Consider the following 22,696-nt stretch of genomic DNA (forward strand, 5'->3'; position numbering starts at 1 on the left):
ATACAATACAAGGTTGGCGAAAGATCGCACTATGCCGATTTTATCCACAGGCAATACCTCAAAGTCAGGCAATAAATAGGCAAAAACAGCAAAAAGGCCGAGCGTCAAGGCTGTAAATCGAACCAGTAATTCATGTTTATGTGGGTTATCCAAGAAATCTGTGGATAACCTAGTGTAAGATCCTGTTTATTGTCGGTGGCTATACGTGCACAATTTGCAAAACGGAGTTAAGTGATCGTCATCACACTAAAAAAAAGCACTACGAATCATGCTATTATTGTTTTTCTCCACAGTCTTGCAGGCTGTGTATGGGTATTTTCTATCTATTGTATTTTTTTTGAGCGGAAAAACATCGGGCTATACGCTATGAATTCACCCACGGTTCACACGACTGTACCACCAAGTGAGCACACGTTGCTGGAGCGCGCGCAATCCCTCGCGGGCTATAATCTCGCTGAATTAGCGGACATCGCTCGCCTGCGCCTTCCTGCCAACCTGAAACGTGATAAAGGTTGGATTGGTATCTTGCTGGAGCGTTTTCTCGGCGCAAGCGCAGGTAGCAAGCCCGAGCAGGATTTCCCCGACATCGGCGTTGAGCTAAAAACTATTCCTATTGATGAACAGGGCAAACCGCTGGAAACCACGTTCGTCTGCGTCGCGCCGTTAACAGGCAACAGCGGCGTGACATGGGAAAGCAGCCACGTTCGGCATAAGCTCGCGCGGGTATTGTGGATTCCGGTGGAAGGCTCACGCCATATCCCGCTGGGAGAACGCCGCATTGGCACACCGCTGATCTGGAGCCCCAATGAAGAGGAAGAGGAACAGTTGCGCTGCGATTGGGAAGAGTTGATGGACCTGATCGTGCTTGGCCGGGTAGAAAGCATCACCGCCCGACATGGCGAAGTACTGCAACTACGCCCAAAAGCGGCAAATAGCCGAGCATTAACCGAGGCAATTGGCGAGTTTGGTCAACCGATTCTGACCTTACCACGCGGGTTCTACCTGAAAAAAACCCTCACCGCGCCGCTACTCGCCCGCCACTTTATGCAGCTAAGCCGCTGAGTTTCATTCGTATCGTGTTTCATTAGCACGATGCTTCATCATCGCCCCGCTTCATCGTACACTAGCCTCATACGCCGCACGCTATTACGCAGCAATAGAGCGGCAAAGGAAACAACGGGGAAAGGCCTGACGCCAACCCAGAGCAAAAGGGACGCCAGCACACGGCCGCAATGCGAAGCCTGACGAGTATATTTCTACGACATCACACTTTCGCTTGCCTACGCCCCGAGCTGGCAGAGTATAATATCGTTTACGTTTCGTTTAAGGTGTATTGATATAATGTTTGATTGGATTGTTGATCCGAACGCATGGTTGGCATTGGGAACGCTGACTATTCTGGAAATCGTTCTTGGGATCGATAACATTATTTTCCTGTCTCTGGTTGTCGCCAAACTGCCTAAAGCCCAGCAAAACAAAGCTCGCCGCATCGGGCTGATGGGCGCGATGTTAATGCGTTTGGGACTGCTCGCTTCTATTGCCTGGGTCATGCGTCTGACCGACCCGCTATTTACCGTCGCTAGCAATGAAATATCCACACGTGATCTGATCCTGTTCTTCGGGGGACTCTTCCTGATCTGGAAGTCGAGTATGGAAATTCACGAAACCGTCGAAGGCGGTTCAGAAGACCATACTTCCAGGGTGTACTCTTTCTTTGGCGCGATTGTACAGATCATGATGCTGGATATTATCTTCAGCCTGGATTCGGTGATCACTGCTGTCGGCCTGTCTGACCATCTGTTTATTATGATGGCAGCGGTTGTTATTGCCGTTCTCGTGATGATGTTCTCTGCGCGCCCTATCGGCGAGTTTGTCGAACGCCATCCGTCCGTCAAAATGCTGGCCTTGTCATTCCTGATCCTGGTCGGGTTCACCCTGATTCTGGAAAGTTTCGACATTCACGTACCGAAAGGCTACATCTACTTCGCCATGTTCTTCTCGATGTCCGTCGAGGCGTTGAACCTGCTGCGCAGTAAAAAAGAAAAAGCAGCGCACTGATCGCCGCATAGCGAGTGCTCACGATAAAGACGTCATAATCAGGCGGCGACCTGTCGCCTGATTACACAATATTAATTCCCTCCAAACACACTTTTTCCATTATTCCTACGTTATCCCCCACAACCATTTGCTAGACTCACTTTAAGATTTTGCATTTATGAACGGGTTAATAGGATGAAAGTACGGATTAAAATGGCAATCACACTAGCGTTATTATTCACTCTGGCAGGCTGTTCCAGTGACTACGTGATGGCGACAAAAGAGGGGCAAATGCTCCTGACGCAGGGAAAACCCGTGCTGGATAAAGATACCGGGTTGCTCAGCTATACCGATGAGCAAGGTAATCAGAAACAAATCAACAGCGATCAAATCTCCCAGATCGTGCAGCGCTAGCCTCAGCTTTAGCCCGATATTCCCACCATCGGGCGACGTCTTCCAGCAAAATCCTGCTAACGGCAATAGAAGAGACTTCCCCACTCGCCACGGCTTCGTTATAGTCGAATTCAGGTGTGTCTTCCCAAAATCATTGGAATCGCAGCAAATCATGCGGAGATGACGGGAAATGCGCCTGCTATTTTCAGACATAAGGAAGCTGGCAATGCAATATCACCGTATACCTCATAGTTCTTTAGAAGTAAGCGTGCTGGGCCTTGGTACGATGACCTTTGGCGAACAGAACAGCGAAGCAGACGCTCATGCCCAGTTAGATCACGCCATTGCCGCAGGTGTTAACCTGATTGACACAGCAGAAATGTACGCCGTTCCTCCGCGCCCTGAAACACAGGGGCTAACCGAGAGCTATATCGGTTCCTGGCTGAAATCCCGTGGCGGACGTGAAAAATTGATTGTGGCCAGTAAAGTCTCCGGCCCCGTGCGCGGAAACGATCACAGCATCCGGCCACAGCAGGCGCTGGACAGAAAAAACATCCGTGCCGCGCTGGATGCCAGCCTGCAACGCCTGAACACCGACTATATCGATCTCTATCAGTTGCATTGGCCACAGCGCCAGACCAACTGCTTTGGCAAACTGAACTATCAGTATACGGATGACAAACCGCAATATACTGAAGATAAATCGGTCGTGACGCTGCTGGAAACGCTGGAAGCACTAAATGAACAGGTGCGTGCCGGTAAGATCCGCTACGTTGGTGTATCCAACGAAACCCCGTGGGGCGTGATGCGCTATCTGCATCTGGCGGAAAAGCACGACCTGCCACGTATCGTGTCGATTCAGAACCCCTACAGCCTGCTGAACCGCAGTTTCGAAGTCGGATTAGCGGAAATCAGCCAGCATGAAGGCGTGGAACTTCTCGCCTATTCATCACTGGCATTCGGTACGCTGACGGGGAAATACCTGAACGGCGCAAAACCGGCCAATGCGCGCAACACGCTATTTAGCCGCTTCACCCGCTATACCGGCCCACAGGCTCAGGCAGCCGTTGCCGAATATGTGGCACTGGCGCAAAAGCACGGTCTGAATCCGGCGCAAATGGCATTGGCGTTTGTGCGTCAGCAGCCGTTCGTCGCCAGTACGCTGCTGGGCGCGACGACACTGGAACAGCTGCAAACCAACCTCGACAGCCAGAACCTGACGCTGGACGGCGAGATCCTCGACGAGTTGGAAGCCATCCACCGTCGTTTTACGTTTCCGGCACCATAAACGCAAAACCGGGCAATGCCCGGTTTTCTTTAATGCATGCACAAGAACGCTGAACAATTACTTCAGCGTCTGCAACAGACTCTTGCGCTGGTTTTCCAGCGATGTGACGCGGCTACATACGTCATTGCCGAAGCGCTGGAACTCCAGTTCCTGATTGTTCCATTCGGCCTGAATCGCTTTCTGCAAACCACCAAGGTTGCCCATCATCGCCTGTAGCGGGTTGCCGCCGCTGGACATCTGTTTCACGCCCATTTCGTTCAGGCTGTCCTGCAAGACGCCGCCCATGCTTTGCTGCACGAGCTGCTTGCCGTCTTGCTCAACTTGCTTAATTGCCTGATGGTGAAACGTCAGGCCATCGGTGCGGTGTTCGATAATTCGATTCATCTGCTGCTTGAGCTGTTTATCCAGCGTAGTCAGACGATTGCGCACATTGCTGTCGCTGCCAAGCTCCTGCACGATCACGTTATCCAGCGCGACTCGCGCTTTTTCAAGATGCTGCTGCGCGCCCTGATCGATCCACGGCAGTTGCTGGCGTAAATCTGCCTGATAGGCTTTGGCCTTCTGGCGCTGTTCGGCATTCAGAGTCAGTGGCGTACCGTTACGGACGATATCGCCCTGCGGGGAGAGTTGTAAATTGCCGCTGGCACCCACGACCTGTACGTGCTGCGGACTGATAATGATGTCGTCCTGCGGGTTCACGTTGCACTGGTAGGCCGCCTGCGCTTGCCAGGACAGCAACATCAATAAACCCAGGGTTATTTTACGCGACATATTTTCTCCTGAAGAAAACAACGGCAGTAGCGGGAGAGCGGTAATCCGCCCGTTGAGGAGGCGGATAACGCCTGAGCCAGAATCAGCTCAGGCATGCCTTGATAAGACCAAGGATTACAGCAGGTGTTCTGGCAGATCCCACCAGATATCGAACAGGTTGCTGACTTTCACGTCCGTCAGTTTCTGCTCTTCCAACCAGCGGCTAACCAGTTGACGATGCTCTTCGGTGCAGTGACCAATTTTTTGCAGACAGATCAGACCTTCCCAGAGCAAATAACCGCTGCCTTCAAATGCCAGTCCTTGTGGTTCAATGACGTCGTCAACGAACTTATCCATCAGTTGATCGATATCTTCTACGCTAGTGCCTTCTGGAAAGCGGAAGCTGACAGAAAAACCTAATTCCTGAAACTCATCGATATGAAGCTTTTTACGTAAACGACGGCTACGAGCTTGTGCCATTTTATTTTATCCTCTCAAACATCAGATCCCACACGCCATGCCCCAAACGCTGGCCACGTGCTTCAAATTTCGTCAGCGGACGGGACTCCGGCCGCTCAACGTACTCATTATTATTGGAAAGATTACGGTACTCGGTGACAGAGGTCATCACTTCGAGCATATGTTGCGCATAAGGTTCCCAGTCTGTTGCCATATGGAACACGCCGCCGACTTTCAGCTTACTCTGTACCAGTTGGACAAAAGGTACCTGGACGATACGGCGTTTATTATGGCGGGCTTTATGCCACGGGTCTGGGAAGAAGAGTTGAACCATGGACAGTGAGCCATCTGGGATCATATTCATCAGCACGTCAACCGCATCGTGACACATCACGCGCAGATTGCTGATTCCCGCCTCCTGTGCGGCAGCGAGACAGGCACCTACGCCCGGCAGGTGAACTTCGATACCGAGGAAATTCTGCTCAGGATGCTGTGCCGCCATCGTCACCAGCGAGGCGCCCATCCCAAACCCAATTTCCAGCACTACCGGCGCGTCACGACCAAATAGCGCGTTAAAATCGACCAGCTCGGTCTGATATTCCATGCCCATCACCGGCCAATAGTTATCCAGCGCCAGCTGTTGCCCGTTCGTCAAACGCCCCTGACGGCGGACAAAACTGCGGATACGACGCATCGGGCGCCCATTTTCATCAAATTCCGGTGAAATGACGTTGTTAATCATAAAGAGTGCTTACTTGCTGTCCGATTTCATTAAGGAAACGCGCATTATGCAAGGATACCGTGGTTTAGCAAGCCCACTGCCTCGGAAAGTTCCGGTTTACAGCACATTCACTCTGTGCTGGAATCGCTGTCAAACTTTTTATCTGTCGGATAGTGACCCCATTTTATGATGCAAGCGCAACAGTTCGCCCATCAGGTGCTGGACTGGTATCAACGCTATGGCCGCAAAACCCTGCCGTGGCAGCTTGAGAAAACTCCCTATAAAGTATGGCTATCCGAAGTGATGTTGCAACAAACGCAGGTCACCACGGTTATTCCCTATTTCCAACGCTTTATGGAACGCTTTCCGAACGTAAACGCACTGGCGGCAGCGCCGCTGGACGAAGTGCTCCACTTGTGGACCGGGCTGGGCTACTACGCCCGCGCGCGCAACCTGCACAAAGCGGCACAAACTATCGTGTCACGTCACGGCGGCGAATTCCCCACCACCTTTGATGAAGTCGCGGCATTGCCAGGCGTCGGACGCTCCACCGCCGGCGCGGTGCTGTCGCTCGCTCTCGGCCAGCATTACCCCATTCTCGACGGTAACGTGAAGCGCGTGCTGGCACGCTGCTACGCCGTTGACGGCTGGCCGGGCAAGAAAGAGGTCGAAAAGAAACTGTGGGCGCGGAGTGAAGACGTCACGCCAGCCGAGGGCGTCAGCCAGTTTAATCAGGCGATGATGGATCTCGGTGCGATGGTCTGCACCCGCAGCCGTCCCAAGTGCGAGCTGTGCCCGCTGAACACCGGCTGCATTGCCTATGCCAACCACAGCTGGGCGCAATACCCTGGCAAGAAACCGAAGCAGACGCTGCCGGAAAAAACCGGCTGGTTCCTGCTGATGCAACAAAGTTCTCAGGTCTGGCTGCAACAGCGACCTGCCGTCGGCCTGTGGGGCGGGCTATTTTGCTTCCCACAGTTCAGCGAACGTCGGGAATTGGAACTCTGGCTGCAACAACGCGGTCTGAATCCTGATGGATTGCAACAGCTTGTCGCGTTTCGCCATACCTTTAGCCATTTTCATCTGGATATCGTTCCGCTCTGGCTAGACGTATCGCAGACCGACCGCTCACAAAACCGGTCCTGCATGGATGACGGTGCAGGTCTCTGGTATAACTTAGCGCAGCCGCCGTCTGTCGGACTGGCCGCCCCGGTAGAACGCTTGCTGAGGGAGTTGGCTCACCCGCAGTCAACACATTTGAAAGCCTGCGAAATTGATGAGGAAGAAGCATGAGCAGAACCATTTTTTGTACTTTTTTACAACGCGACGCCGAAGGACAGGATTTCCAGCTCTACCCCGGCGATCTGGGCAAGCGCATCTATAACGACATTTCCAAAGAAGCCTGGGCGCAGTGGCAAACCAAACAAACCATGCTGATCAACGAGAAAAAACTCAGCATGATGAATGTTGACGACCGTAAGCTGCTGGAACAGGAAATGATCAAATTCCTGTTTGAAGGGAAGGACGTACACATCGAAGGCTATACGCCTCCGAGCCACTGAGATTGCGGGCTTTCGGGCCCGCTTACGTCCCCATTCCGACACGGCTTGTTATATGAAGAAAATGTTAGCGCTGCTGGTGATTGCACCACTGCTGGTTTCCTGTTCAGGAAACAAAGGGAATGCCAACGACGAAGAGTTTCTCAAGGATACCAACGCCTTCGATATTTTGATGGGCCAGTTCGCCAACAACATCGAAAATATCTGGGGGATGAATGAAGTACTGATCGCCGGCCCGAAAGACTACGTCAAATACACCGATCAATATAAGACGCGTAGCCACATCAACTTTGATGCCGGTTCAATCACGATCGAAACCATTTCGGCCACCAATTCCGTTGCCAGCCTGCGCCAGGCGATTATCACGACCCTGCTGATGGGCGATGACGCCAGTAACACCGATCTGTATTCCGACGCTAACGATATTCAAATCAGCCGCGAACCGCTGCTGTACGGACAGGTGCTGGACAACACCGGACAGCCGATCCGCTGGGAAGGCCGTGCCGCCAGCTTTGCAGATTACCTGCTCCAGAACCGTCTGCAAAAACGCACCTCCGGTATGCACGTTATCTGGTCGGTCACGATGCAGCTTGTCCCTAACCATCTGGATAAGCGTGCGCACAAATACCTGCCGCTGGTGCGTAAAGCCTCCGAGCGTTACGGTATTGAAGAGTCGCTGATTCTGGCGATTATGCAGACAGAATCGAGCTTCAACCCTTACGCCGTCAGCCGTTCCGATGCGCTGGGTCTAATGCAGGTGGTACAGCACAGCGCAGGACGTGACGTCTTCAAGATGAAAGGGAAATGGGGACAACCGAGTCGCAGCTATCTGTTCGATCCAGAACAAAACATCGACGCAGGTACCGCCTATCTGTCGATTCTGAAGAACAGCTATCTGGCCGGCATCGAGAACCCGACGTCGAAACGCTATGCCGTCATCACCGCGTATAACGGTGGCGCAGGCAGCGTGTTGCGCGTCTTCTCCAGCGATCGCGATCGCGCCGTGGGCATTATCAACAACATGTCACCGAGCGATGTCTACCAAACGCTGACGACGAAGCACCCGTCTGGTGAATCACGTCGCTATCTGTACAAAGTGAACACGGCACAGAAAAATTACCGCCGCTAATTCACGCGCACCACAGAACGCCGTGCTACCGGGTTTACTCCGGTAGCACGGTTTCATCAGACCAGATATCTACAATAACGTTGTTGATAAACACGATGACCGCGATCCCTTTACCGTTGATTACCGCACTTCTGCTGGTTATTTTGTTTTTTCGCATCCAGTTTCTGGCTATTCACAACCATTCCCATAACAAGAACACTAAAAAACGCAGTGCAACGGCAGAAGCGATACTCATCGGCGTAAGCTGTCTTGCCCTGACGCTGGTGGCGTTACGCTGGGGCAGTCATGTTGCCTTACCCGCGTTTATTCAACCCGCGATTGCCGCATTAATTCCGCCGCTGCTATGGCTGTGCCTTTTCCCCCACGGCGACAAGGCATCTGAGGACATAACCCGCAGACGCCGACATTCTCTCTGGCATCTGTTACCGCCTTTACTCATCCTTGGCGCAGGCGCGATCCAGAACAGAACACCCGTTCCGCTTATCGATCTGATGCTGGTGAGTATTTACTTCGGTTATGGGGCAGCGCTGATTTACCGCGCTCGCCGTCTACAAACGTCATCACCCAGATGGAAAAGCGCGCCGTTTATCGCCGGGCTGTATGTGCTTATCTCCGGCGCTATCGACACCGTCATTGCTCTGGATATCGCGTTCTACAGCGGCAATAGCGCAGCAACCATCATCACCGCATTCCACATCATCATGCTGGCGATATTGACCCTGCTGATCGTCACATACCGCACGTCTGCGCAGGCAGGGCTTGTCGCGCCGCCTGACCAGAAGCATGAAGCCATACCCGCCACCGAAGACGAGCACCAGCTCGCGAAAGCGTTAGATGATTTCATCCGCACTCACGCGCTGTACACCGATCCGAGCATGACGCTTCAGCGTCTGAGCAGGCGCATGGGCATACCGCTCAGACGCTTGTCCGAAACCATCAACCGCGTTCACGGTCGTAATTTCTCGCAGGTGATGAACGAATACCGCATCGAGGAGGCTAAGCGCCTCCTCGGCCAAACGGATGACCGAATCACAGATATCATGCTGGCCAGCGGATTTCAGACTAAATCAAACTTCAACCGCGAATTTTTGCGGCTAACGGGGATGAGCCCCAGCGTCTGGCGTAGTCAGTACCCACTTCAGGAACAGACTACGACTTCCGCCACGCCGCCTGAAGAAAATCGCTGACATCCTTCCCAACTTCCTGATGGATCTGCTCACGCGAACGCTCACCGCCGTCGAGACAAATCATGCCGTCGCCCGGGTTCTCGGCGTTGATAATCTCAACGGCGCCCGGCTTACAAAGCTGCATAAAACTAAAATGCGTTGCGTCGGCAATTTCTTTATACGCTGAATGCGCTGGCGACAGCTTCTGCGCCAGATCGTGGGATTCCAGCTTGGCAGGCAGCTCGTCATTGGGATACCCCGCCGCCATAATCAAGATAGGAATGTTTATCGCCGCCAGACTCTCTGCGGTAAACCCTCGCGCCAGCCCCATATCCAGCGAAATCACGGCGCTAATACGTGGATCCGCGAGTGCTTTATCAAGCTGCACACGCGATGCGGCATTTTTTTCGACCTGCATCTTTTCATACACCTTGCAGGACGCCAGCCCAGCGTGCGTCAGACAATCCTTCTCAAATTGCTCCGTACTAAAGCGCCCACCAGCCAGCGCCAGCACCGTCCATCCCCCCAACGAGTGACCCACAGCGGCAATGCGCTTCGCATCAACCAGCCCCGTTTTTTCTGGCGTGGCGAGTAACGCCGTAATCACGCGACTGAGGTCATGAGGCCGTTGCCATAGTGCCTGAGCCTTCTCGGTCCGCATATCTTTAAAGGTGGTTCCGGGGTGGTTGGGCGCAGCGACAATATAGCCTTGTTTAACCAACACCTGCGCCAGCCAGAATTGATTAAACCAACTCCCGCCATAGCCGTGTGAAACGACAATCAAGGGATGCTCACCGGACTCAGGCACGGCATTTTTACTCACGGCGATGCCGGGAAAAACGGCATTGTCACCCATGGTCGTGGTCTGTGAGGATGACGATGCAGGATAAAAGACGGCGACGTCTAACGGCCTGTTATTGCCTTCATCCGCTAACGTGATGTGTTGAAAGCCAATGCCAGTGTTTGCCATAACAGCAAAACTGAGTAGTAAATTCGTTATCAACCCTATCGTGATACGCCATGTCATACCTATTTCTCCGAAGTTTCTGCACTGTGAAAAATAGCATTTATAACAATGACTTTATGACCAATGCGACCTAAAACGCTATTTAGTACCTCTGTTTAATACACAAAAAACTGCGGCCAGCATGTGCTGGCCGCATTCCCTGATAGTGGCGCAAAATTTACCTGCCTTCTTCCTACTTTTGGACATCAGCTTAGGTATATAGCCAAAAAAGTCTGTTATCGCTTAATTTTTTTGAATTGCTGTGTAGTCGCCGTTAATGCGGTTTCTGTCGGCAGCCGCTCCATAGAGCTGGCACCGTAAAAACCATCGCACTGCGGGCAGTGATCCATAATGAACTGTGCGTCCTGCGGTGTTGAAATCGGTCCGCCGTGGCACAACACAATCACATCTTTACGGATGGATTTCGCTTCATCCGCCCAGTGATTAATCAACGGAACGCAATCTGCCAGATTAAGCGCGGTTTCCGCGCCAATGTTGCCGCCGGTGGTTAACCCCATGTGTGGCACAATAATATCCGCCCCTGCTTTCGTCATCGCGACGGCATCTGCCGCACTGAACACGTAAGGCGTGGTCAGCATGTCTTTTTCATGCGCCAGACGAATCATGTCCACTTCCAGCGCGTATCCCATGCCGGTTTCTTCCAGATTGGCGCGGAAATTACCGTCAATCAGCCCAACGGTTGGGAAGTTCTGCACGCCAGAAAAACCCAGCGCTTTCAGGTCATCCAGAAACTTATCAAACTGACAGAAAGGATCGGTTCCGTTTACACCCGCCAGTACCGGCGTGTGCTTCACAACGGGCAGCACCTCTTTCGCCATATCCACGACAATCTCATTCGCGTTGCCGTAAGCCAACAGGCCAGCCAGCGAACCTCGTCCTGCCATGCGATAGCGTCCGGAGTTGTAGATCACGATCAGATCGATACCGCCCGCTTCTTCACATTTCGCGGAAAGGCCTGTTCCTGCACCACCGCCGATAATCGGTTCGCGGCGCGCGATCATGTCGCGGAATTTTGCCAGCAATTCCTGACGATTCATGCCTGACTTCATACTTTTTCCCTTCTTATTTCACTAATTCCCGAAACGCATCGACAGCGGCATGGGCAAATAAAGGATCGTTAATATGGAAAGGCAGACGAATAATCTGTCGTCTTGCCGTTTGCTGCACGACGCTCTCCAGCGTGCTGATAAACGCGTCGCGTGCTTCCGGGTGCCAGAATGCTTGATCCGGTGCATCCAGCGCGGAGAAGCCGCCTTCCGGAATCAGGAAGCGCACCTCGCCTTCACAGCGGTTCAGCTTCTCCCCAATCCAGCGCGCCATCGCGATATTCTCGTCTATCGTGGTCCGCATCAGAGTGACCTGCGCGTTGTGGTTGTAAAACAGGCGATGCGCGTATTTCTCCGGTATGCTGGCTGGTGCACCAAAATTCACCATGTCCAGCGCGCCGCAGGACGCCACATAAGGCACCTGCGTCTTGGCGATCGCATCAAACCGTTCCGGCCCGCAGGCCAGCACGCCATCAAACAGTAAATCGCACACCTCAGTCGTGGTGAGATCGAGCACGCCAGTGAGCAAATGGCTGTCCACCAGCTTTTCCATCGCTTTCCCACCGCTGCCCGTCGCGTGAAAGACCAGACAGTCAAACTCCGCTTCCAGTAATTTACTGGCTTCCTGAATGCACGGCGTCGTGACACCAAACATGGTCAGGCCAATCGCGGGCTTATCGTCATGATGTTCCTGAATATGAAACGTCACGGCGCCGGCGATCTGGTGCGCGGCGTTGCCAAGAACCTGACGAGAAATGCGGTTCAGACCCGCCACATCGGTAACGGAATACATCATGCTGATATCGCTGGCACCGATATAACCGGAGATATCGCCGGAGGCCATCGTCGAGACCATCAGCTTCGGCATACCAATCGGTAACGCCTGCATCGCGGGCGTAATCAGCGCGGTTCCGCCGGAGCCGCCGAGACCCAGCACCCCAGCAATATCCTCGCGGGACAGCATGAAGTGCTCAAACGCAACGGCCATGGCGCTAATCGCCCGACCTCTGTCATGGCAAAACACCGCCGATGCGCCCTGTGGGTGGTACGATGCCACCGTTGCGGCGCTGATATCTGTCGCCTCTGACACGCGTGTATCTGCCGACGGCGGTGTCGTTGACAGATCGACCGTGACAGTTTTTAAGCCCGTAGCGGCAATCAGATCGCGGACGTAAATCTGTTCTTTTCCTTTAGTATCAGCGGTACTTGCAATATAAACGCTGCCAATTTCACTTCCCACCTGGTATCCCTCCCATCGTTAGCGAAACAATTAATAGATTGATATAATTGGAAATTAAGAGAGCCAAAAAACAGAAAAGATTAATTTACCACCATATTGAGACTTAAGTATCATAAAAACAAATCATTAAATATACAAATGAGACAAAAGTCTCAAAATGTTATGTATGGCATTACATTAACAGTAAGAAAGCTTGACGTGGCACAAGAATCACTCAATTTGCTATAGTTCAGGCGACAACGCCGTGCTGCCCGATAGCGTCCGGCCCGAAAATTCAATGAGGTCTATGTGATTGAACGGGATGAAAAACTGACATCAACACGGGCGAAAACCCGTCGTTTACTGATTGATACTGCCATGAATATGTTCGATCAAGGCATATTCCCTTCCATTACGGATGTTGCCGCTGCGGCTCAGCTTTCACGCGCGACGGCCTACCGCTATTTTCCGACGCAAAGTGCGTTAGTCTCCGCTGTTGTCGGCGAAAGCCTGGGGCCGATTCTGGCGTGGCACCCGGCACAGCCGGATGCCAGCGAACGCGTGTCTGAACTGCTGCGTTTTGCTTACCCGAGAATGCTGGAGCATGAAGGTGCGCTGCGTGCCGCGCTGCATCTGTCACTGCAACAATGGGCCGATCGCCGCTCCAACCGCCTGCATACGGATACGCTGACGCGCGGCAATCGTAAACGCCTGCTCAAGATTGCCACTGAACCACTGGAAGGAAAAATCACGCCGGAAGCACAACAGCGGGTAATTTATGCCTTATCGCTTATTTATGGTTCGGAGGTTTTCCTGGTGCTGAAAGATATCTGGCATCTGGAAGAAGACGGCATTCAGGGTGTCACGCAGTGGGTCGCCAAAGCCATTTTACGGCAGGCAGAAGAAGACGCTGCACAGGCAGCTTCACAGAAAACCTAACGAACACATCTATGCTGCGTCCCGCCCTGTCACCGGATACGCAGCAACGGAAGAACACACGTTGCCAAGGGAACACATGATGCTGAAAGGTAAACGCGCGATTGTCACCGGCGGTGGCCGCGATTTTGGACAAGCGGTATCCGTCTGGCTGGCTCGCGAAGGGGTGAAGGTCGATCTTTGCGCCCGCAAACTGGCCGATGCACAGGCCAGCGTCGACATCATTTATCAGGAAGGCGGCACAGCACGCGCGTATCAGTGCGATATTGCCAACCCTGATTCGGTTAGAGATTTTTCCGCACAGCTGCTGGAAGACAGCACGCCCGTCGATATTCTGGTGCTCAGCGCCGCCCAATGGCTGGAAGGCACATTGGGGGAAGAAGACACCGATACGGATATCGTCAGTACCATCAACTCCGGTCTGACCGGTTCTATCCTGCTCACCAAAGCGCTATTACCAAGCTTACGCCGTTCACAGGGTGCCGACATTCTGGCGATGGTTTCCGTCTGCGGCATCCCGCAGTTCCACGACTCTATCGCCCACCCCGCCTTCTTCGCCGCCAAGCACGGCATGAGCGGTTTTAGCCAGAATCTGGCACATCATGTCGCGCAGGAAAACATTCGCGTGACGGGGTTTTATCCACCAGATTTTGAGGTTACCGGCCTTGATGACAATCCCGCTAGCGGGGAAAAAATGGGCGAGCATCTACTGAATGCCCGCTCGATATGGGAAGCCATGCGTTTCGTGCTCATCCAACCGCGCAGTTGCCATATCAACGCCATCCATTTTCAGGGGCCGACGCGCGCAGATATCGGCGTGTAACCCATCGCCTTTTGTTCTCCATCCCGCTCCGGTATTTATCATATAACTGGGGCGGTGAAGGGTTTTCCCCGACTAATGCCCCACGTTCCCCCACGCATCATGCTCTGACACACTTTCCTTCTCTCCATTTTTTGCCACAGAACACAGGAAAAGGTAGCATCGCTGCCGTTGTTTTCTGCCATGCGGCTTACCGCGCTCAGCGCACTATAAAAAAACTCCGGGAGCGTTTTTCAACGTTGCGTAGCAACGGCCCGAAGGATGGCGTACAGGGATGTACGACATAAAAAAACGCCACAGGCAAAAACATAACCAGTTGAATTAGAAATAATCATATCAAACGCATCATCACAAGATGCGTGACAGACAGGAAAACACGGACACCAATGACACAACATTCCTCCCCTCACGGCAAGCGTCATGCCGCTGAACAGCGTCTCCACGAAAAGGGTTACCACCAAAGTCTCGGCAATCGCCATGTGCAGATGATCGCCATTGGTGGTTCCATCGGCACCGGGCTGTTTCTTGGCGCGGGAGCCCGTCTACAAATGGCGGGGCCTGCATTGGCGCTGGTCTATCTGGTTTGCGGCATCTTCTCTTTTTTCATCCTGCGCGCGTTGGGCGAACTGATCGTGCATCGCCCCACCAGCGGTAGCTTCGTGTCGTACTCGCGTGAGTTTCTGGGGGAAAAGGCCTCCTACGTTGCAGGCTGGATGTACTTCCTGAACTGGGCGATGACTGGGATTGTCGACATCACCGCCGTCGCGCTCTACATGCACTACTGGGGCACGTTTGCCGACGTTCCACAGTGGCTGTTCGCGCTGAGTGCACTGTCCATCGTCACGCTGATGAACCTGATTGGCGTGAAGTGGTTTGCCGAAATGGAGTTCTGGTTCGCGCTGATTAAGGTTGCAGCTATCGCCATTTTTCTGGTGGTCGGCACGGTCTATCTCGGCACGGGCAGCCCGCTGGATGGCAACACGCCAGGCCTGCACCTGATTACCGATAACGGCGGCCTGTTCCCACACGGCATTCTGCCTGCGCTGGTGCTGGTTCAAGGGGTGATATTTGCCTTTGCCGGTATCGAGATCATCGGGACGACGGCAGGCGAATGTAAAAACCCAGAGCAGGTGCTGCCGAAAGCGGTCAACAGCGTCATCTGGCGTATCGGCCTGTTCTACGTCGGCTCGGTCGCGCTGTTGGTCTGCCTGCTGCCGTGGAATGCGTATCAGGCCGGACAAAGCCCGTTCGTGACCTTCTTCAGCAAGCTGGGCGTTCCTTATATCGGCACGATCATGAATATCGTGGTGCTGTCCGCCGCGTTGTCCAGCCTGAACTCCGGTCTGTACTCAACGGGGCGCATCCTGCGCTCGTTGTCGCTGGGTGGTTCGGCTCCCGCTTTCCTGTCGAAAATGAGCAACCAGTCCGTACCCTATACCGGTATTTTAGTCACGGTCGGCATCCACATTATCGGCGTGGTGCTGAACTACGTGGTGCCGTCGCAGGTGTTCGAGATTGTCCTGAATATCGCTTCGCTCGGCATTATCTGCTCCTGGGCATTCATCATTCTGTGCCAAATGCAGCTGCGCAAAGCGATTCGTCAGGGGAAAGCCAAGCCGGTGGCGTTCAAAATGCCTGGTGCGCCTGTGACATCATGGCTGACGCTGGCTTTTCTGGTGAGTGTGCTGGGATTGATGGCGTTTGATTACCCGAACGGCACCTGGACGGTTGCAACAATTCCGGTACTGGCGATCATGCTGATTATCGGCTGGCGTGGGCTGAAAAAGCAGCGAGAAGCCGTGAAGCTCACCGACCAGCAGGAATCCAGCCTGCGTTAAGGTTAAGACAGAAAAAACGCAGGCTCGTTTCCGAGCCTGCGTTTCTTAGCCTATCTACATCCGTAATTACTCTTCTACTACGTAACCATACAGACGCTTGCTGCCATCTTCTTCTGCGACGCTGTAAACGCCCTGCAATTCTGGGGAAAAGCCCGGCAGCAGGTTAATGCCCGCTTCCAGCGCCAGAAAATAGCGCTGTACCGCCCCGCCCCAAGTTTCACCCGGCACGACACACAGTACGCCCGGCGGATAAGGCAATGCCCCTTCTGCCGCGATACGCCCTTCTGCTGCGTCGATAGGAATCAGCTCGATATTCCCGCGCACAAATTCCCTGTTGGCATCCTGCGGCAACATCACCACGGACGGAAACTCGGTTTTGCGGAACATCGCTTTTTGCAGATCTTTCACGTTGTGTTGAGCATAAAAATCATGCATTTCCTGACACAGCCGACGCAGCCGGTAACCGCGATAACGCTCTTTATATTTCTGATACAGGCTAGGCAGCACTTCACTCAGCGGTGCATCGCGGGCGATCAGCGTTTCGAAATGCACCAGCGCATTCACCAGCTCCTGCATTTTTGCAGCGTCTTCTGCTGGCGTTAGCAGGAACAGGATCGAGTTCATGTCGCATTTTTCAGGGATGATGCCGTGCTCGCGCAGGTAGTTGGCCAGGATCGTCGCCGGAATACCAAATTCGGTATAATCGCCGCTAATCGCATCAATACCCGGCGTGGTCAGCAGTAACTTGCAAGGATCGATAAAATACTGATCCTCCGCGTACCCTTCGAACGCATGCCATTTCTCGCCCGGCTCAAAGTTGAAGAAGCGCACGTCCTGCGCGATCGTCTCCGTATCGTGATCCTGCCAGAGCGCGCCGCCCACCGTCACAGGCACGAACGGTTTGATGAGCGAACAACGCGTCAGCAGTTGCTTACGTGCTTCAATGCCCAGCTTCACGCAGTCCATCCACATCCGACGCCCACTTGCTCCTTCGTGCATTTTGGCATTGACGTCTAGCGCGGCGAACAGCGGATAAAACGGGCTGGTCGACGCATGCAGCATAAAGGCGTTATTCAGCTGTTTATGGTTGCAGAAACGGCGCTGACCTTTGATGTGCGTATCTTTCTTGTGGATCTGCGAAGTCTGGGAGAATCCCGCCTGCTGCTTATGCACCGACTGCGTCACGAAAATCCCCGGATCGTTCTCATTCAGATCCAGCAACAGCGGCGAACACTGCTCCATCATCGGGATAAACTGCTCATAACCGACCCAAGCGGAGTCAAACAGAATGTAGTCGCACAGGTGCCCGATGCTATCGACCACCTGACGCGCGTTATAAATCGTGCCGTCATAGGTGCCAAGCTGGATAACGGCCAGACGGAACGGGCGCGGCTCGTTGGCGCGTTCCGGCGCGACTTCCGCGATCAGCTTGCGCAGATAGTCTTCATCAAAACAGTGCGCATCTACGCCGCCGATAAAGCCGAACGGGTTGCGCACGGTTTCCAGATAAACCGGCGTCGCGCCCGCCTGAATCAGCGCACCGTGGTGGTTGGATTTATGGTTGTTGCGGTCAAACAGCACCAGATCGCCGCGCGCCAGCAGCGCGTTCGTCACCACTTTGTTCGCCGAGGAGGTGCCGTTCAACACAAAATAGGTTTTATCGGCATTAAACACGCGCGCAGCGTGCTTCTGCGCCTTCTTCGCCGCCCCTTCGTGGATCAGCAAATCGCCCAGTTTGACGTCCGCATTACAGATATCCGAACGAAACACGTTCTCACCGTAAAACTCAAAAAACTGGCGCCCCGCCGGGTGCTTGCGGAAGAACTGGCCGCCCTGATGCCCCGGACAGGCAAAGGTCGTGTTTTTCATGTTGACGTATTTGGTCAGCGTATCGAAAAACGGTGGCAGCAGCGTATCCTGATAGGCTTTCGCCGCTCGCTCCAGCACGTTGGCGTGCTCGCCGTCGTCATCAAGAAACAGCCATTCGCTGCCCGCAGGCAGAACATCTAACTCTTTATCTTCATCGGGCTCTTCGACAAACGCCGGAATGCTAAAACCGGTGTGCTGCAATATCGACAGAATGCCGCTACGGGCTTCCTCAATAGAAACCACGACCGCCGCCACATCCGTGAAGTCAGTCTGACTCAACGCGACAATCTCGCGCGTTGTGGTTAAACGGGTGGCAACCGCTGCATTCGCCGCAATTTTTAACTGTTTCATGTAACCAAACCCAAACGGTTAAAGGTAAGTGTACGTGCCTGGAAGACACCGTTCAGGGATAACAATCCCGACCAATCACAATGCCAATCAATAACGACAAGCGTATGATCCCTACAGGTAAACTGTAGGCTAAGAATGGAAAAACTGGAGCCAGCACCATCCGATAGACATCAGTAAAAGCAGAGCCGTACTCTATTTTTACTCATGCCTAACAGCGAGCGAACGAACGCCTCACCGCATGGTGAAGGAGGATAATCGACGGGGAGAAAAGTAAACCGCGCAGCGGTGATAAGAAGAAACGCGCAGCGACGTCATCAACGAACTGGCGCGAGCATACGACACCATGAGCAATGAATCTGACATATCGGCGATCCTCTTTAGCTAACGCTAACTACGCTTAAAGGGGCGTTCAGGTGAACGAGACGTTAAAAACCGCGCAATAGTGGCATTATTCTTCATCAAATTCAACAATCCAGCCCGCACTCAAGGTGGTAAAAAGTGCAACGAAACATGCCGCGCGAATCAGGAATAAACGTTACCACGCTAAGCGTGCTGAAAGGATCGCCAGAAACTGGCTAGCAAATAATACAATTGCCTGAAAATAGCGCAGGTGCTCCGCTTTGTGACAGAAACCCGTTGACGCCACGCGGCCAATACGGTTTAATGCGCCCCGTTGCCCGGATAGCTCAGTCGGTAGAGCAGAGGATTGAAAATCCTCGTGTCCTTGGTTCGATTCCGAGTCCGGGCACCATATTTTTGTTTTGGGACGTTCCTATGCGTCCGGGAACACAGAAAAATCAGTGAGTTGATGAAAATCTGGAGTACCTCAAGGTACTACCAGATTTTTTGACATCCGTAGTTTTTGGGGGCTTAATTGGGGCCTGTCGGTTCGATAAACTACGGAGCCCCCACCATGCCTCTGACTGATACCGCCATCCGCAACGCCAAGCCGCTCGATAAACCTTACAAACTCAGCGACGCGCAGGGTCTGTACCTGCTGATTAAACCTAACGGTTCCAAGCTCTGGCATCTCAAGTACCGCTTCGGCGGCAAGGAGAAAAAGCTGGCGTTTGGCGCTTACCCAACGGTATCGCTTGCCAGTGCCCGTAAACTGCGTGAAGAAGCCCGAACTATTCTCAGCGCAGGGGACGATCCCAGCGTAAAAAAACAGCACGACAAACAGGCGAAGAAAAACGGCAATACCTTTGAAGCCGTCGCCCGTCAGTGGGTGGCCGCGAACATTCGCTGGAGTGAGGCACATGCTGCCAAAGTCATGCGTTCACTGGAACTGCACGTTTTCCCGCTCATCGGCAATGTCCTTGTCACCGACCTGAAAACCGCCAACCTGCTGATCCCGCTGAGGGTAGCGGAGAAAAAGGGTTGTCTGGAAACGGCTGCACGGATACAGCAACGCACGACAGTTATCATGCGTTACGCCGTACAGGAAGGACTAATTGCCAGCAATCCGGCCAATGACCTCTGCGGCGCAATCACCCCGCCGCCGAAAAACCATTACCCTGCCCTACCGCTGGAAAAGTTGCCGGAACTGCTGGAAAGAATAGAAGGCTATTCCGGCAGACTGCTAACAAGGTTGGCGGTACAGCTTAATTTGCTGATCTTTATCCGCTCCAGTGAATTGCGTTTCGCCCGTTGGGTAGAGATCGATCTGGATAACGCCATGTGGACACTTCCCGCACAGCGGGAGCCCATTACGGGTGTGCGTCACTCAGAGCGTGGGGCAAAAATGAAAACACCGCATCTGGTGCCGCTGTCAAAACAGGCGGTAACGGTACTGAAGCAGCTAAAACTACTATCCGGCAACGGGGATTTGCTCTTTCCGGGCGATCACGATGCGTGTAAACCAATGAGTGAGAACACCATCAACAAGGCGCTGCGAACGATGGGGTACGACACGCAGGCAGATATCTGCGGGCATGGCTTCCGCACGATAGCATGTAGCGCGTTGATTGAATCAGGTCGATGGTCAAAAGATGCCGTGGAGCGGCAGATGAGCCATCAGGAGCGCAACCACGTTCGCGCCGCCTATATTCACAAAGCGGAACACCTCGACGAACGGACTCAGATGATGCAATGGTGGTCAGATTATCTCGATGCCTGCCAGCATCAATTCATCCCGGCTTATCGCTTTGAGAAGTCGATTAAGGTTGCCTGAGCCAGACTGATACACCGATGGAATAAGTCACTTCTAATCGAACAGAGGCGGCTTATCTTGTTTCTCTACGCCGCTGTTGTATCAGGGCTGAGGCGGAGCGCAGCAGAGCGAGCACCGAACATCCCTGATACAACAGCGGATTTTTCACCATCGCAATTACCCGTGTTTACAGGGACAAACGATATGACAGGCCGCGCTTGTATGGCTTTTTAATGGGTGCGAAAAGCAGAAATTAAAAAGTGGCGTAAGGCGAGTAAATTCCATTTCGCAGAAATGGCTAATTTGCGTCGCCCGAACCCACCGGCGAGCGTTTCCCCCAAGGGAAACCGAGCAGGCCGGGGGGAGCCGAATAAATTTTGCCGCCCCAGCGAGCAAAAAGACGCGCCCACGCGTCGGTTTATTTGGGGGGCTTGCCCCGCACACCGTCGCCGCTAAGTCTCCGGCCACAAGCCGGTAGCGAGGCGCGACTACCCGCTTTGAAGGCGTTTTCCCATTTTTTCGCTGACCGGCACGGGCAAAAGAAAAAGTGGGCTAAAAACGGCGTCTCAAAGGGGGTAGTCGCGCGTAGCGTGCGACGGTGTGCCGCTGTTGACGTTGGGGGTTTTGGCGTGGCGTCCAGCCGCGACATTACCCCCATGCGACAGGCAATAAGGGCGTCCAGCCCGCATGAACTGGCGCACGCCGTTTTGTGCCGGGAAATGTATTTTCCGGCACAGGGCTGCATTGCTGCCACCGCATTCGCCTCATGCGCTCGCCGCATATACTTGCCCCATACCATGGGGCGAAGTCACGGGGTGAGAGCATGGGGCGAACAACAAAAGTAAACTGTCGCGCTTCGCTTGCCTTCTCCCGAACCGTTACCAACCTAGGTCGATAACGGTTAGGGAGATCCTGTTTTACTTTAACGATCTTCTGATTTGCGGTAACGGGAAGGCCAGATTTCCGCAGGTGAAACCCCCAGCGCTTCCGCAATCAGCTTTTCCCCTTTCGGCCAGTGTTTTGTTAACGCGTTTGCCAGCGTGGAAGAAGCTAATCCCGCTTCTCGGGAAACGGCTGCCAGTGTTGTTCCCTTCTTTCTTAACCCGGCGATGATATCTGCCGGGTGCCAATCCTTATCAATCATCTCCATGATCCTTATTTTGTGGCCTCACATTAAACATCATTTGTTCAGATAGTCTAAACAACCACAATGTTAAGTAATGCTAAACACTAAGTCAATGTATGATCATTGATGGTGTAATGAATGCTGCCTAATCGTCTCAAAGCCGCCCGACTACGGGCTAATCTAACTCAGGAAAAATTGGGAGTTCTTGCTGGCATTGAGGAAGAAACTGCGCGTTCCCGCGTGTCTCAATATGAAGGTGGGATACATCGTCCAACGTTTGAAATGATGTGCGCATTTGCAAAGGTACTTAATGTGCCGGAATGCTACTTTTACACCGTTAACGATGATTTTGCTGAGATGGTTCTGGGGCTTTACCTTAAATATCAGAGTCATTCTTAACGAATGCAAATAAATCCCCTCCTCTATTGTTCAGGAAGTCTAAGCAACCTACATGTAAAGTAGTGCTAAACATGCTATCAGTATCCTTATTGATGGTGCCATCATGTTGCCCATTCGTCTTAAAACGGCTCGCTTACAAGCCAATCTCACTCAAGAAAAGCTAGGCGTGCTGGCTGGCATTGAAGAAGCCACTGCACGATCACGCATATCCCAATATGAAAGCGGTATACACCGCCCAACATTTGAGATGATGTGCGCGTTTGCTAAAGTGCTTAATGTGCCGGAGTGTTATTTTTATACGGTTGATGATGATTTTGCTGAAATAATTTTAAAATTACATAATGGTGAAATGGTTCAATGGAAAAAATAAATTAATCTATATAATGATTTTAAAAATTAAACTAATCATAT

At 53.0% G+C, this 22,696-nt stretch carries 23 protein-coding genes and 1 tRNA gene; 15 read left to right on the plus strand and 9 right to left on the minus strand.

The features are described 5' to 3' along the window. The first annotated feature begins 366 nt into the window (after positions 1 to 366). The 4 genes from mutH to IG609_RS15620 all read left to right on the plus strand — a co-directional run bounded on the left by mutH (position 367) and on the right by IG609_RS15620 (position 3,718). Positions 367 to 1,062, plus strand: a complete 696-nt coding sequence (gene mutH, locus IG609_RS15605) for a DNA mismatch repair endonuclease MutH (RefSeq protein ID WP_193397969.1) — start codon at positions 367 to 369, stop codon at positions 1,060 to 1,062. Between the two features lie 279 nt (positions 1,063 to 1,341). Beyond that, the gene (locus IG609_RS15610; RefSeq protein ID WP_193397968.1) at positions 1,342 to 2,058 is read left to right on the plus strand and encodes a TerC family protein; all 717 of its coding nucleotides are present in this window, start codon (positions 1,342 to 1,344) and stop codon (positions 2,056 to 2,058) included. A 174-nt stretch (positions 2,059 to 2,232) separates the two neighbouring features. After that, positions 2,233 to 2,451: a YgdI/YgdR family lipoprotein gene (locus tag IG609_RS15615; RefSeq protein WP_193397967.1), complete on the plus strand. Its 219-nt coding sequence runs from the start codon at positions 2,233 to 2,235 to the stop codon at positions 2,449 to 2,451. Positions 2,452 to 2,656: 205 nt separating this feature from the next. Further along, on the plus strand, positions 2,657 to 3,718 hold the full coding sequence (locus tag IG609_RS15620; RefSeq protein WP_193397966.1) for an NADP(H)-dependent aldo-keto reductase: 1,062 nt from the start codon (positions 2,657 to 2,659) through the stop codon (positions 3,716 to 3,718). Between the two features lie 57 nt (positions 3,719 to 3,775). Here the strand turns inward: IG609_RS15620 and IG609_RS15625 are convergent, their stop codons facing one another. The 3 genes from IG609_RS15625 to trmB all read right to left on the minus strand — a co-directional run bounded on the left by IG609_RS15625 (position 3,776) and on the right by trmB (position 5,669). Then, positions 3,776 to 4,489 carry a YggN family protein gene (locus IG609_RS15625; RefSeq protein ID WP_010282855.1) on the minus strand — a complete coding sequence of 238 codons (714 nt, stop codon included), beginning with the start codon at positions 4,487 to 4,489 and terminating at the stop codon, positions 3,776 to 3,778. Positions 4,490 to 4,603: 114 nt separating this feature from the next. Further along, complete coding sequence (locus tag IG609_RS15630; protein ID WP_014914389.1) at positions 4,604 to 4,948, minus strand: YggL family protein; 345 nt, start codon at positions 4,946 to 4,948, stop codon at positions 4,604 to 4,606. Between the two features lies 1 nt (position 4,949). Then, positions 4,950 to 5,669: a tRNA (guanosine(46)-N7)-methyltransferase TrmB gene (gene trmB, locus IG609_RS15635; protein WP_193397965.1), complete on the minus strand. Its 720-nt coding sequence runs from the start codon at positions 5,667 to 5,669 to the stop codon at positions 4,950 to 4,952. 165 nt (positions 5,670 to 5,834) lie between these two features. On the opposite strand from trmB, the gene mutY reads away from it, so the two are divergent. From mutY to IG609_RS15655, 4 genes are all read left to right on the plus strand, one after another. After that, on the plus strand, positions 5,835 to 6,941 hold the full coding sequence (mutY, locus tag IG609_RS15640) for an A/G-specific adenine glycosylase (protein ID WP_180784919.1): 1,107 nt from the start codon (positions 5,835 to 5,837) through the stop codon (positions 6,939 to 6,941). After that, positions 6,938 to 7,210, plus strand: a complete 273-nt coding sequence (locus tag IG609_RS15645; RefSeq protein WP_014700955.1) for an oxidative damage protection protein — start codon at positions 6,938 to 6,940, stop codon at positions 7,208 to 7,210. Before mutY ends, IG609_RS15645 begins: the two co-directional genes overlap by 4 nt. 52 nt (positions 7,211 to 7,262) lie before the next feature. Beyond that, positions 7,263 to 8,336, plus strand: a complete 1,074-nt coding sequence (mltC, locus tag IG609_RS15650; protein ID WP_010282844.1) for a membrane-bound lytic murein transglycosylase MltC — start codon at positions 7,263 to 7,265, stop codon at positions 8,334 to 8,336. Positions 8,337 to 8,431: 95 nt separating this feature from the next. Continuing rightward, a complete protein-coding gene (locus IG609_RS15655; protein WP_193401139.1) occupies positions 8,432 to 9,523 on the plus strand; it encodes a helix-turn-helix domain-containing protein in 1,092 nt (363 codons plus the stop codon). Here IG609_RS15655 and IG609_RS15660 read toward each other — a convergent pair. The 3 genes from IG609_RS15660 to IG609_RS15670 all read right to left on the minus strand — a co-directional run bounded on the left by IG609_RS15660 (position 9,486) and on the right by IG609_RS15670 (position 12,815). Then, a complete protein-coding gene (locus IG609_RS15660; protein ID WP_193401137.1) occupies positions 9,486 to 10,529 on the minus strand; it encodes an alpha/beta hydrolase family protein in 1,044 nt (347 codons plus the stop codon). The genes IG609_RS15655 and IG609_RS15660 overlap by 38 nt on opposite strands. A gap of 215 nt (positions 10,530 to 10,744) precedes the next feature. Next, positions 10,745 to 11,578, minus strand: coding sequence for a phosphoenolpyruvate hydrolase family protein (locus tag IG609_RS15665; protein ID WP_193397962.1), 834 nt, complete (start codon positions 11,576 to 11,578; stop codon positions 10,745 to 10,747). A 13-nt stretch (positions 11,579 to 11,591) separates the two neighbouring features. Further along, entirely contained in the window at positions 11,592 to 12,815 is a 1,224-nt protein-coding gene (locus IG609_RS15670; protein ID WP_193401136.1) for a Tm-1-like ATP-binding domain-containing protein, read from the minus strand. Between the two features lie 288 nt (positions 12,816 to 13,103). On the opposite strand from IG609_RS15670, the gene IG609_RS15675 reads away from it, so the two are divergent. The 3 genes from IG609_RS15675 (at position 13,104) to ansP (ending at position 16,388) form a co-directional block, all read left to right on the plus strand. Next, on the plus strand, positions 13,104 to 13,733 hold the full coding sequence (locus IG609_RS15675) for a TetR/AcrR family transcriptional regulator (protein ID WP_193400066.1): 630 nt from the start codon (positions 13,104 to 13,106) through the stop codon (positions 13,731 to 13,733). A 79-nt stretch (positions 13,734 to 13,812) separates the two neighbouring features. Then, a complete protein-coding gene (locus IG609_RS15680) occupies positions 13,813 to 14,553 on the plus strand; it encodes an SDR family oxidoreductase (protein WP_193400065.1) in 741 nt (246 codons plus the stop codon). 383 nt (positions 14,554 to 14,936) lie between these two features. After that, positions 14,937 to 16,388: an L-asparagine permease gene (ansP, locus tag IG609_RS15685; protein ID WP_116164000.1), complete on the plus strand. Its 1,452-nt coding sequence runs from the start codon at positions 14,937 to 14,939 to the stop codon at positions 16,386 to 16,388. Positions 16,389 to 16,454: 66 nt separating this feature from the next. Here ansP and IG609_RS15690 read toward each other — a convergent pair whose 3' ends face one another. Further along, positions 16,455 to 18,608: an ornithine decarboxylase gene (locus IG609_RS15690; protein ID WP_193397958.1), complete on the minus strand. Its 2,154-nt coding sequence runs from the start codon at positions 18,606 to 18,608 to the stop codon at positions 16,455 to 16,457. Between the two features lie 675 nt (positions 18,609 to 19,283). Between IG609_RS15690 and IG609_RS15695 the strand changes: the two genes are divergently transcribed. Together IG609_RS15695 and IG609_RS15700 are read left to right on the plus strand one after the other, a co-directional pair. Further along, positions 19,284 to 19,359: transfer RNA gene (locus IG609_RS15695), tRNA-Phe, on the plus strand. A 162-nt stretch (positions 19,360 to 19,521) separates the two neighbouring features. Then, a complete protein-coding gene (locus IG609_RS15700) occupies positions 19,522 to 20,781 on the plus strand; it encodes a tyrosine-type recombinase/integrase (protein WP_250127220.1) in 1,260 nt (419 codons plus the stop codon). A gap of 397 nt (positions 20,782 to 21,178) precedes the next feature. On the opposite strand, the gene IG609_RS15705 is transcribed toward IG609_RS15700, so the two are convergent. Together IG609_RS15705 and IG609_RS15710 are read right to left on the minus strand one after the other, a co-directional pair. Next, a complete protein-coding gene (locus IG609_RS15705; RefSeq protein WP_193398421.1) occupies positions 21,179 to 21,541 on the minus strand; it encodes a hypothetical protein in 363 nt (120 codons plus the stop codon). A gap of 141 nt (positions 21,542 to 21,682) precedes the next feature. Next, positions 21,683 to 21,904, minus strand: a complete 222-nt coding sequence (locus IG609_RS15710; RefSeq protein ID WP_010301503.1) for a helix-turn-helix domain-containing protein — start codon at positions 21,902 to 21,904, stop codon at positions 21,683 to 21,685. A 120-nt stretch (positions 21,905 to 22,024) separates the two neighbouring features. On the opposite strand from IG609_RS15710, the gene IG609_RS15715 reads away from it, so the two are divergent. Together IG609_RS15715 and IG609_RS15720 are read left to right on the plus strand one after the other, a co-directional pair. Beyond that, a complete protein-coding gene (locus IG609_RS15715) occupies positions 22,025 to 22,285 on the plus strand; it encodes a helix-turn-helix domain-containing protein (protein WP_193398420.1) in 261 nt (86 codons plus the stop codon). A gap of 103 nt (positions 22,286 to 22,388) precedes the next feature. Continuing rightward, complete coding sequence (locus IG609_RS15720) at positions 22,389 to 22,655, plus strand: helix-turn-helix domain-containing protein (protein WP_012883608.1); 267 nt, start codon at positions 22,389 to 22,391, stop codon at positions 22,653 to 22,655. Positions 22,656 to 22,696: the final 41 nt, after the last annotated feature.

This window comes from Pectobacterium quasiaquaticum, from assembly GCF_014946775.2.
GTDB classification, from domain to species: Bacteria; Pseudomonadota; Gammaproteobacteria; order Enterobacterales; family Enterobacteriaceae; genus Pectobacterium; species Pectobacterium aquaticum.

Bases quoted from the DNA above. Each gene is read 5' to 3' on its own strand.
- IG609_RS15680 (WP_193400065.1), top strand. From the start codon at position 13,813: ATGCTGAAAGGTAAACGCGCGATTGTCACCGGCGGTGGCCGCGATTTT.
- mutY (WP_180784919.1), top strand. From the start codon at position 5,835: ATGATGCAAGCGCAACAGTTCGCCCATCAGGTGCTGGACTGGTATCAA.
- IG609_RS15705 (WP_193398421.1), bottom strand. From the start codon at position 21,541: ATGCGGCGAGCGCATGAGGCGAATGCGGTGGCAGCAATGCAGCCCTGT.
- IG609_RS15615 (WP_193397967.1), top strand. From the start codon at position 2,233: ATGAAAGTACGGATTAAAATGGCAATCACACTAGCGTTATTATTCACT.
- IG609_RS15690 (WP_193397958.1), bottom strand. From the start codon at position 18,608: ATGAAACAGTTAAAAATTGCGGCGAATGCAGCGGTTGCCACCCGTTTA.
- mltC (WP_010282844.1), top strand. From the start codon at position 7,263: ATGAAGAAAATGTTAGCGCTGCTGGTGATTGCACCACTGCTGGTTTCC.
- IG609_RS15620 (WP_193397966.1), top strand. From the start codon at position 2,657: ATGCAATATCACCGTATACCTCATAGTTCTTTAGAAGTAAGCGTGCTG.
- IG609_RS15625 (WP_010282855.1), bottom strand. From the start codon at position 4,489: ATGTCGCGTAAAATAACCCTGGGTTTATTGATGTTGCTGTCCTGGCAA.
- IG609_RS15710 (WP_010301503.1), bottom strand. From the start codon at position 21,904: ATGATTGATAAGGATTGGCACCCGGCAGATATCATCGCCGGGTTAAGA.
- IG609_RS15715 (WP_193398420.1), top strand. From the start codon at position 22,025: ATGCTGCCTAATCGTCTCAAAGCCGCCCGACTACGGGCTAATCTAACT.
- trmB (WP_193397965.1), bottom strand. From the start codon at position 5,669: ATGATTAACAACGTCATTTCACCGGAATTTGATGAAAATGGGCGCCCG.
- ansP (WP_116164000.1), top strand. From the start codon at position 14,937: ATGACACAACATTCCTCCCCTCACGGCAAGCGTCATGCCGCTGAACAG.
- IG609_RS15655 (WP_193401139.1), top strand. From the start codon at position 8,432: ATGACCGCGATCCCTTTACCGTTGATTACCGCACTTCTGCTGGTTATT.
- IG609_RS15700 (WP_250127220.1), top strand. From the start codon at position 19,522: ATGCCTCTGACTGATACCGCCATCCGCAACGCCAAGCCGCTCGATAAA.
- IG609_RS15610 (WP_193397968.1), top strand. From the start codon at position 1,342: ATGTTTGATTGGATTGTTGATCCGAACGCATGGTTGGCATTGGGAACG.
- IG609_RS15645 (WP_014700955.1), top strand. From the start codon at position 6,938: ATGAGCAGAACCATTTTTTGTACTTTTTTACAACGCGACGCCGAAGGA.
- IG609_RS15630 (WP_014914389.1), bottom strand. From the start codon at position 4,948: ATGGCACAAGCTCGTAGCCGTCGTTTACGTAAAAAGCTTCATATCGAT.
- IG609_RS15660 (WP_193401137.1), bottom strand. From the start codon at position 10,529: ATGACATGGCGTATCACGATAGGGTTGATAACGAATTTACTACTCAGT.
- IG609_RS15720 (WP_012883608.1), top strand. From the start codon at position 22,389: ATGTTGCCCATTCGTCTTAAAACGGCTCGCTTACAAGCCAATCTCACT.
- IG609_RS15665 (WP_193397962.1), bottom strand. From the start codon at position 11,578: ATGAAGTCAGGCATGAATCGTCAGGAATTGCTGGCAAAATTCCGCGAC.
- mutH (WP_193397969.1), top strand. From the start codon at position 367: ATGAATTCACCCACGGTTCACACGACTGTACCACCAAGTGAGCACACG.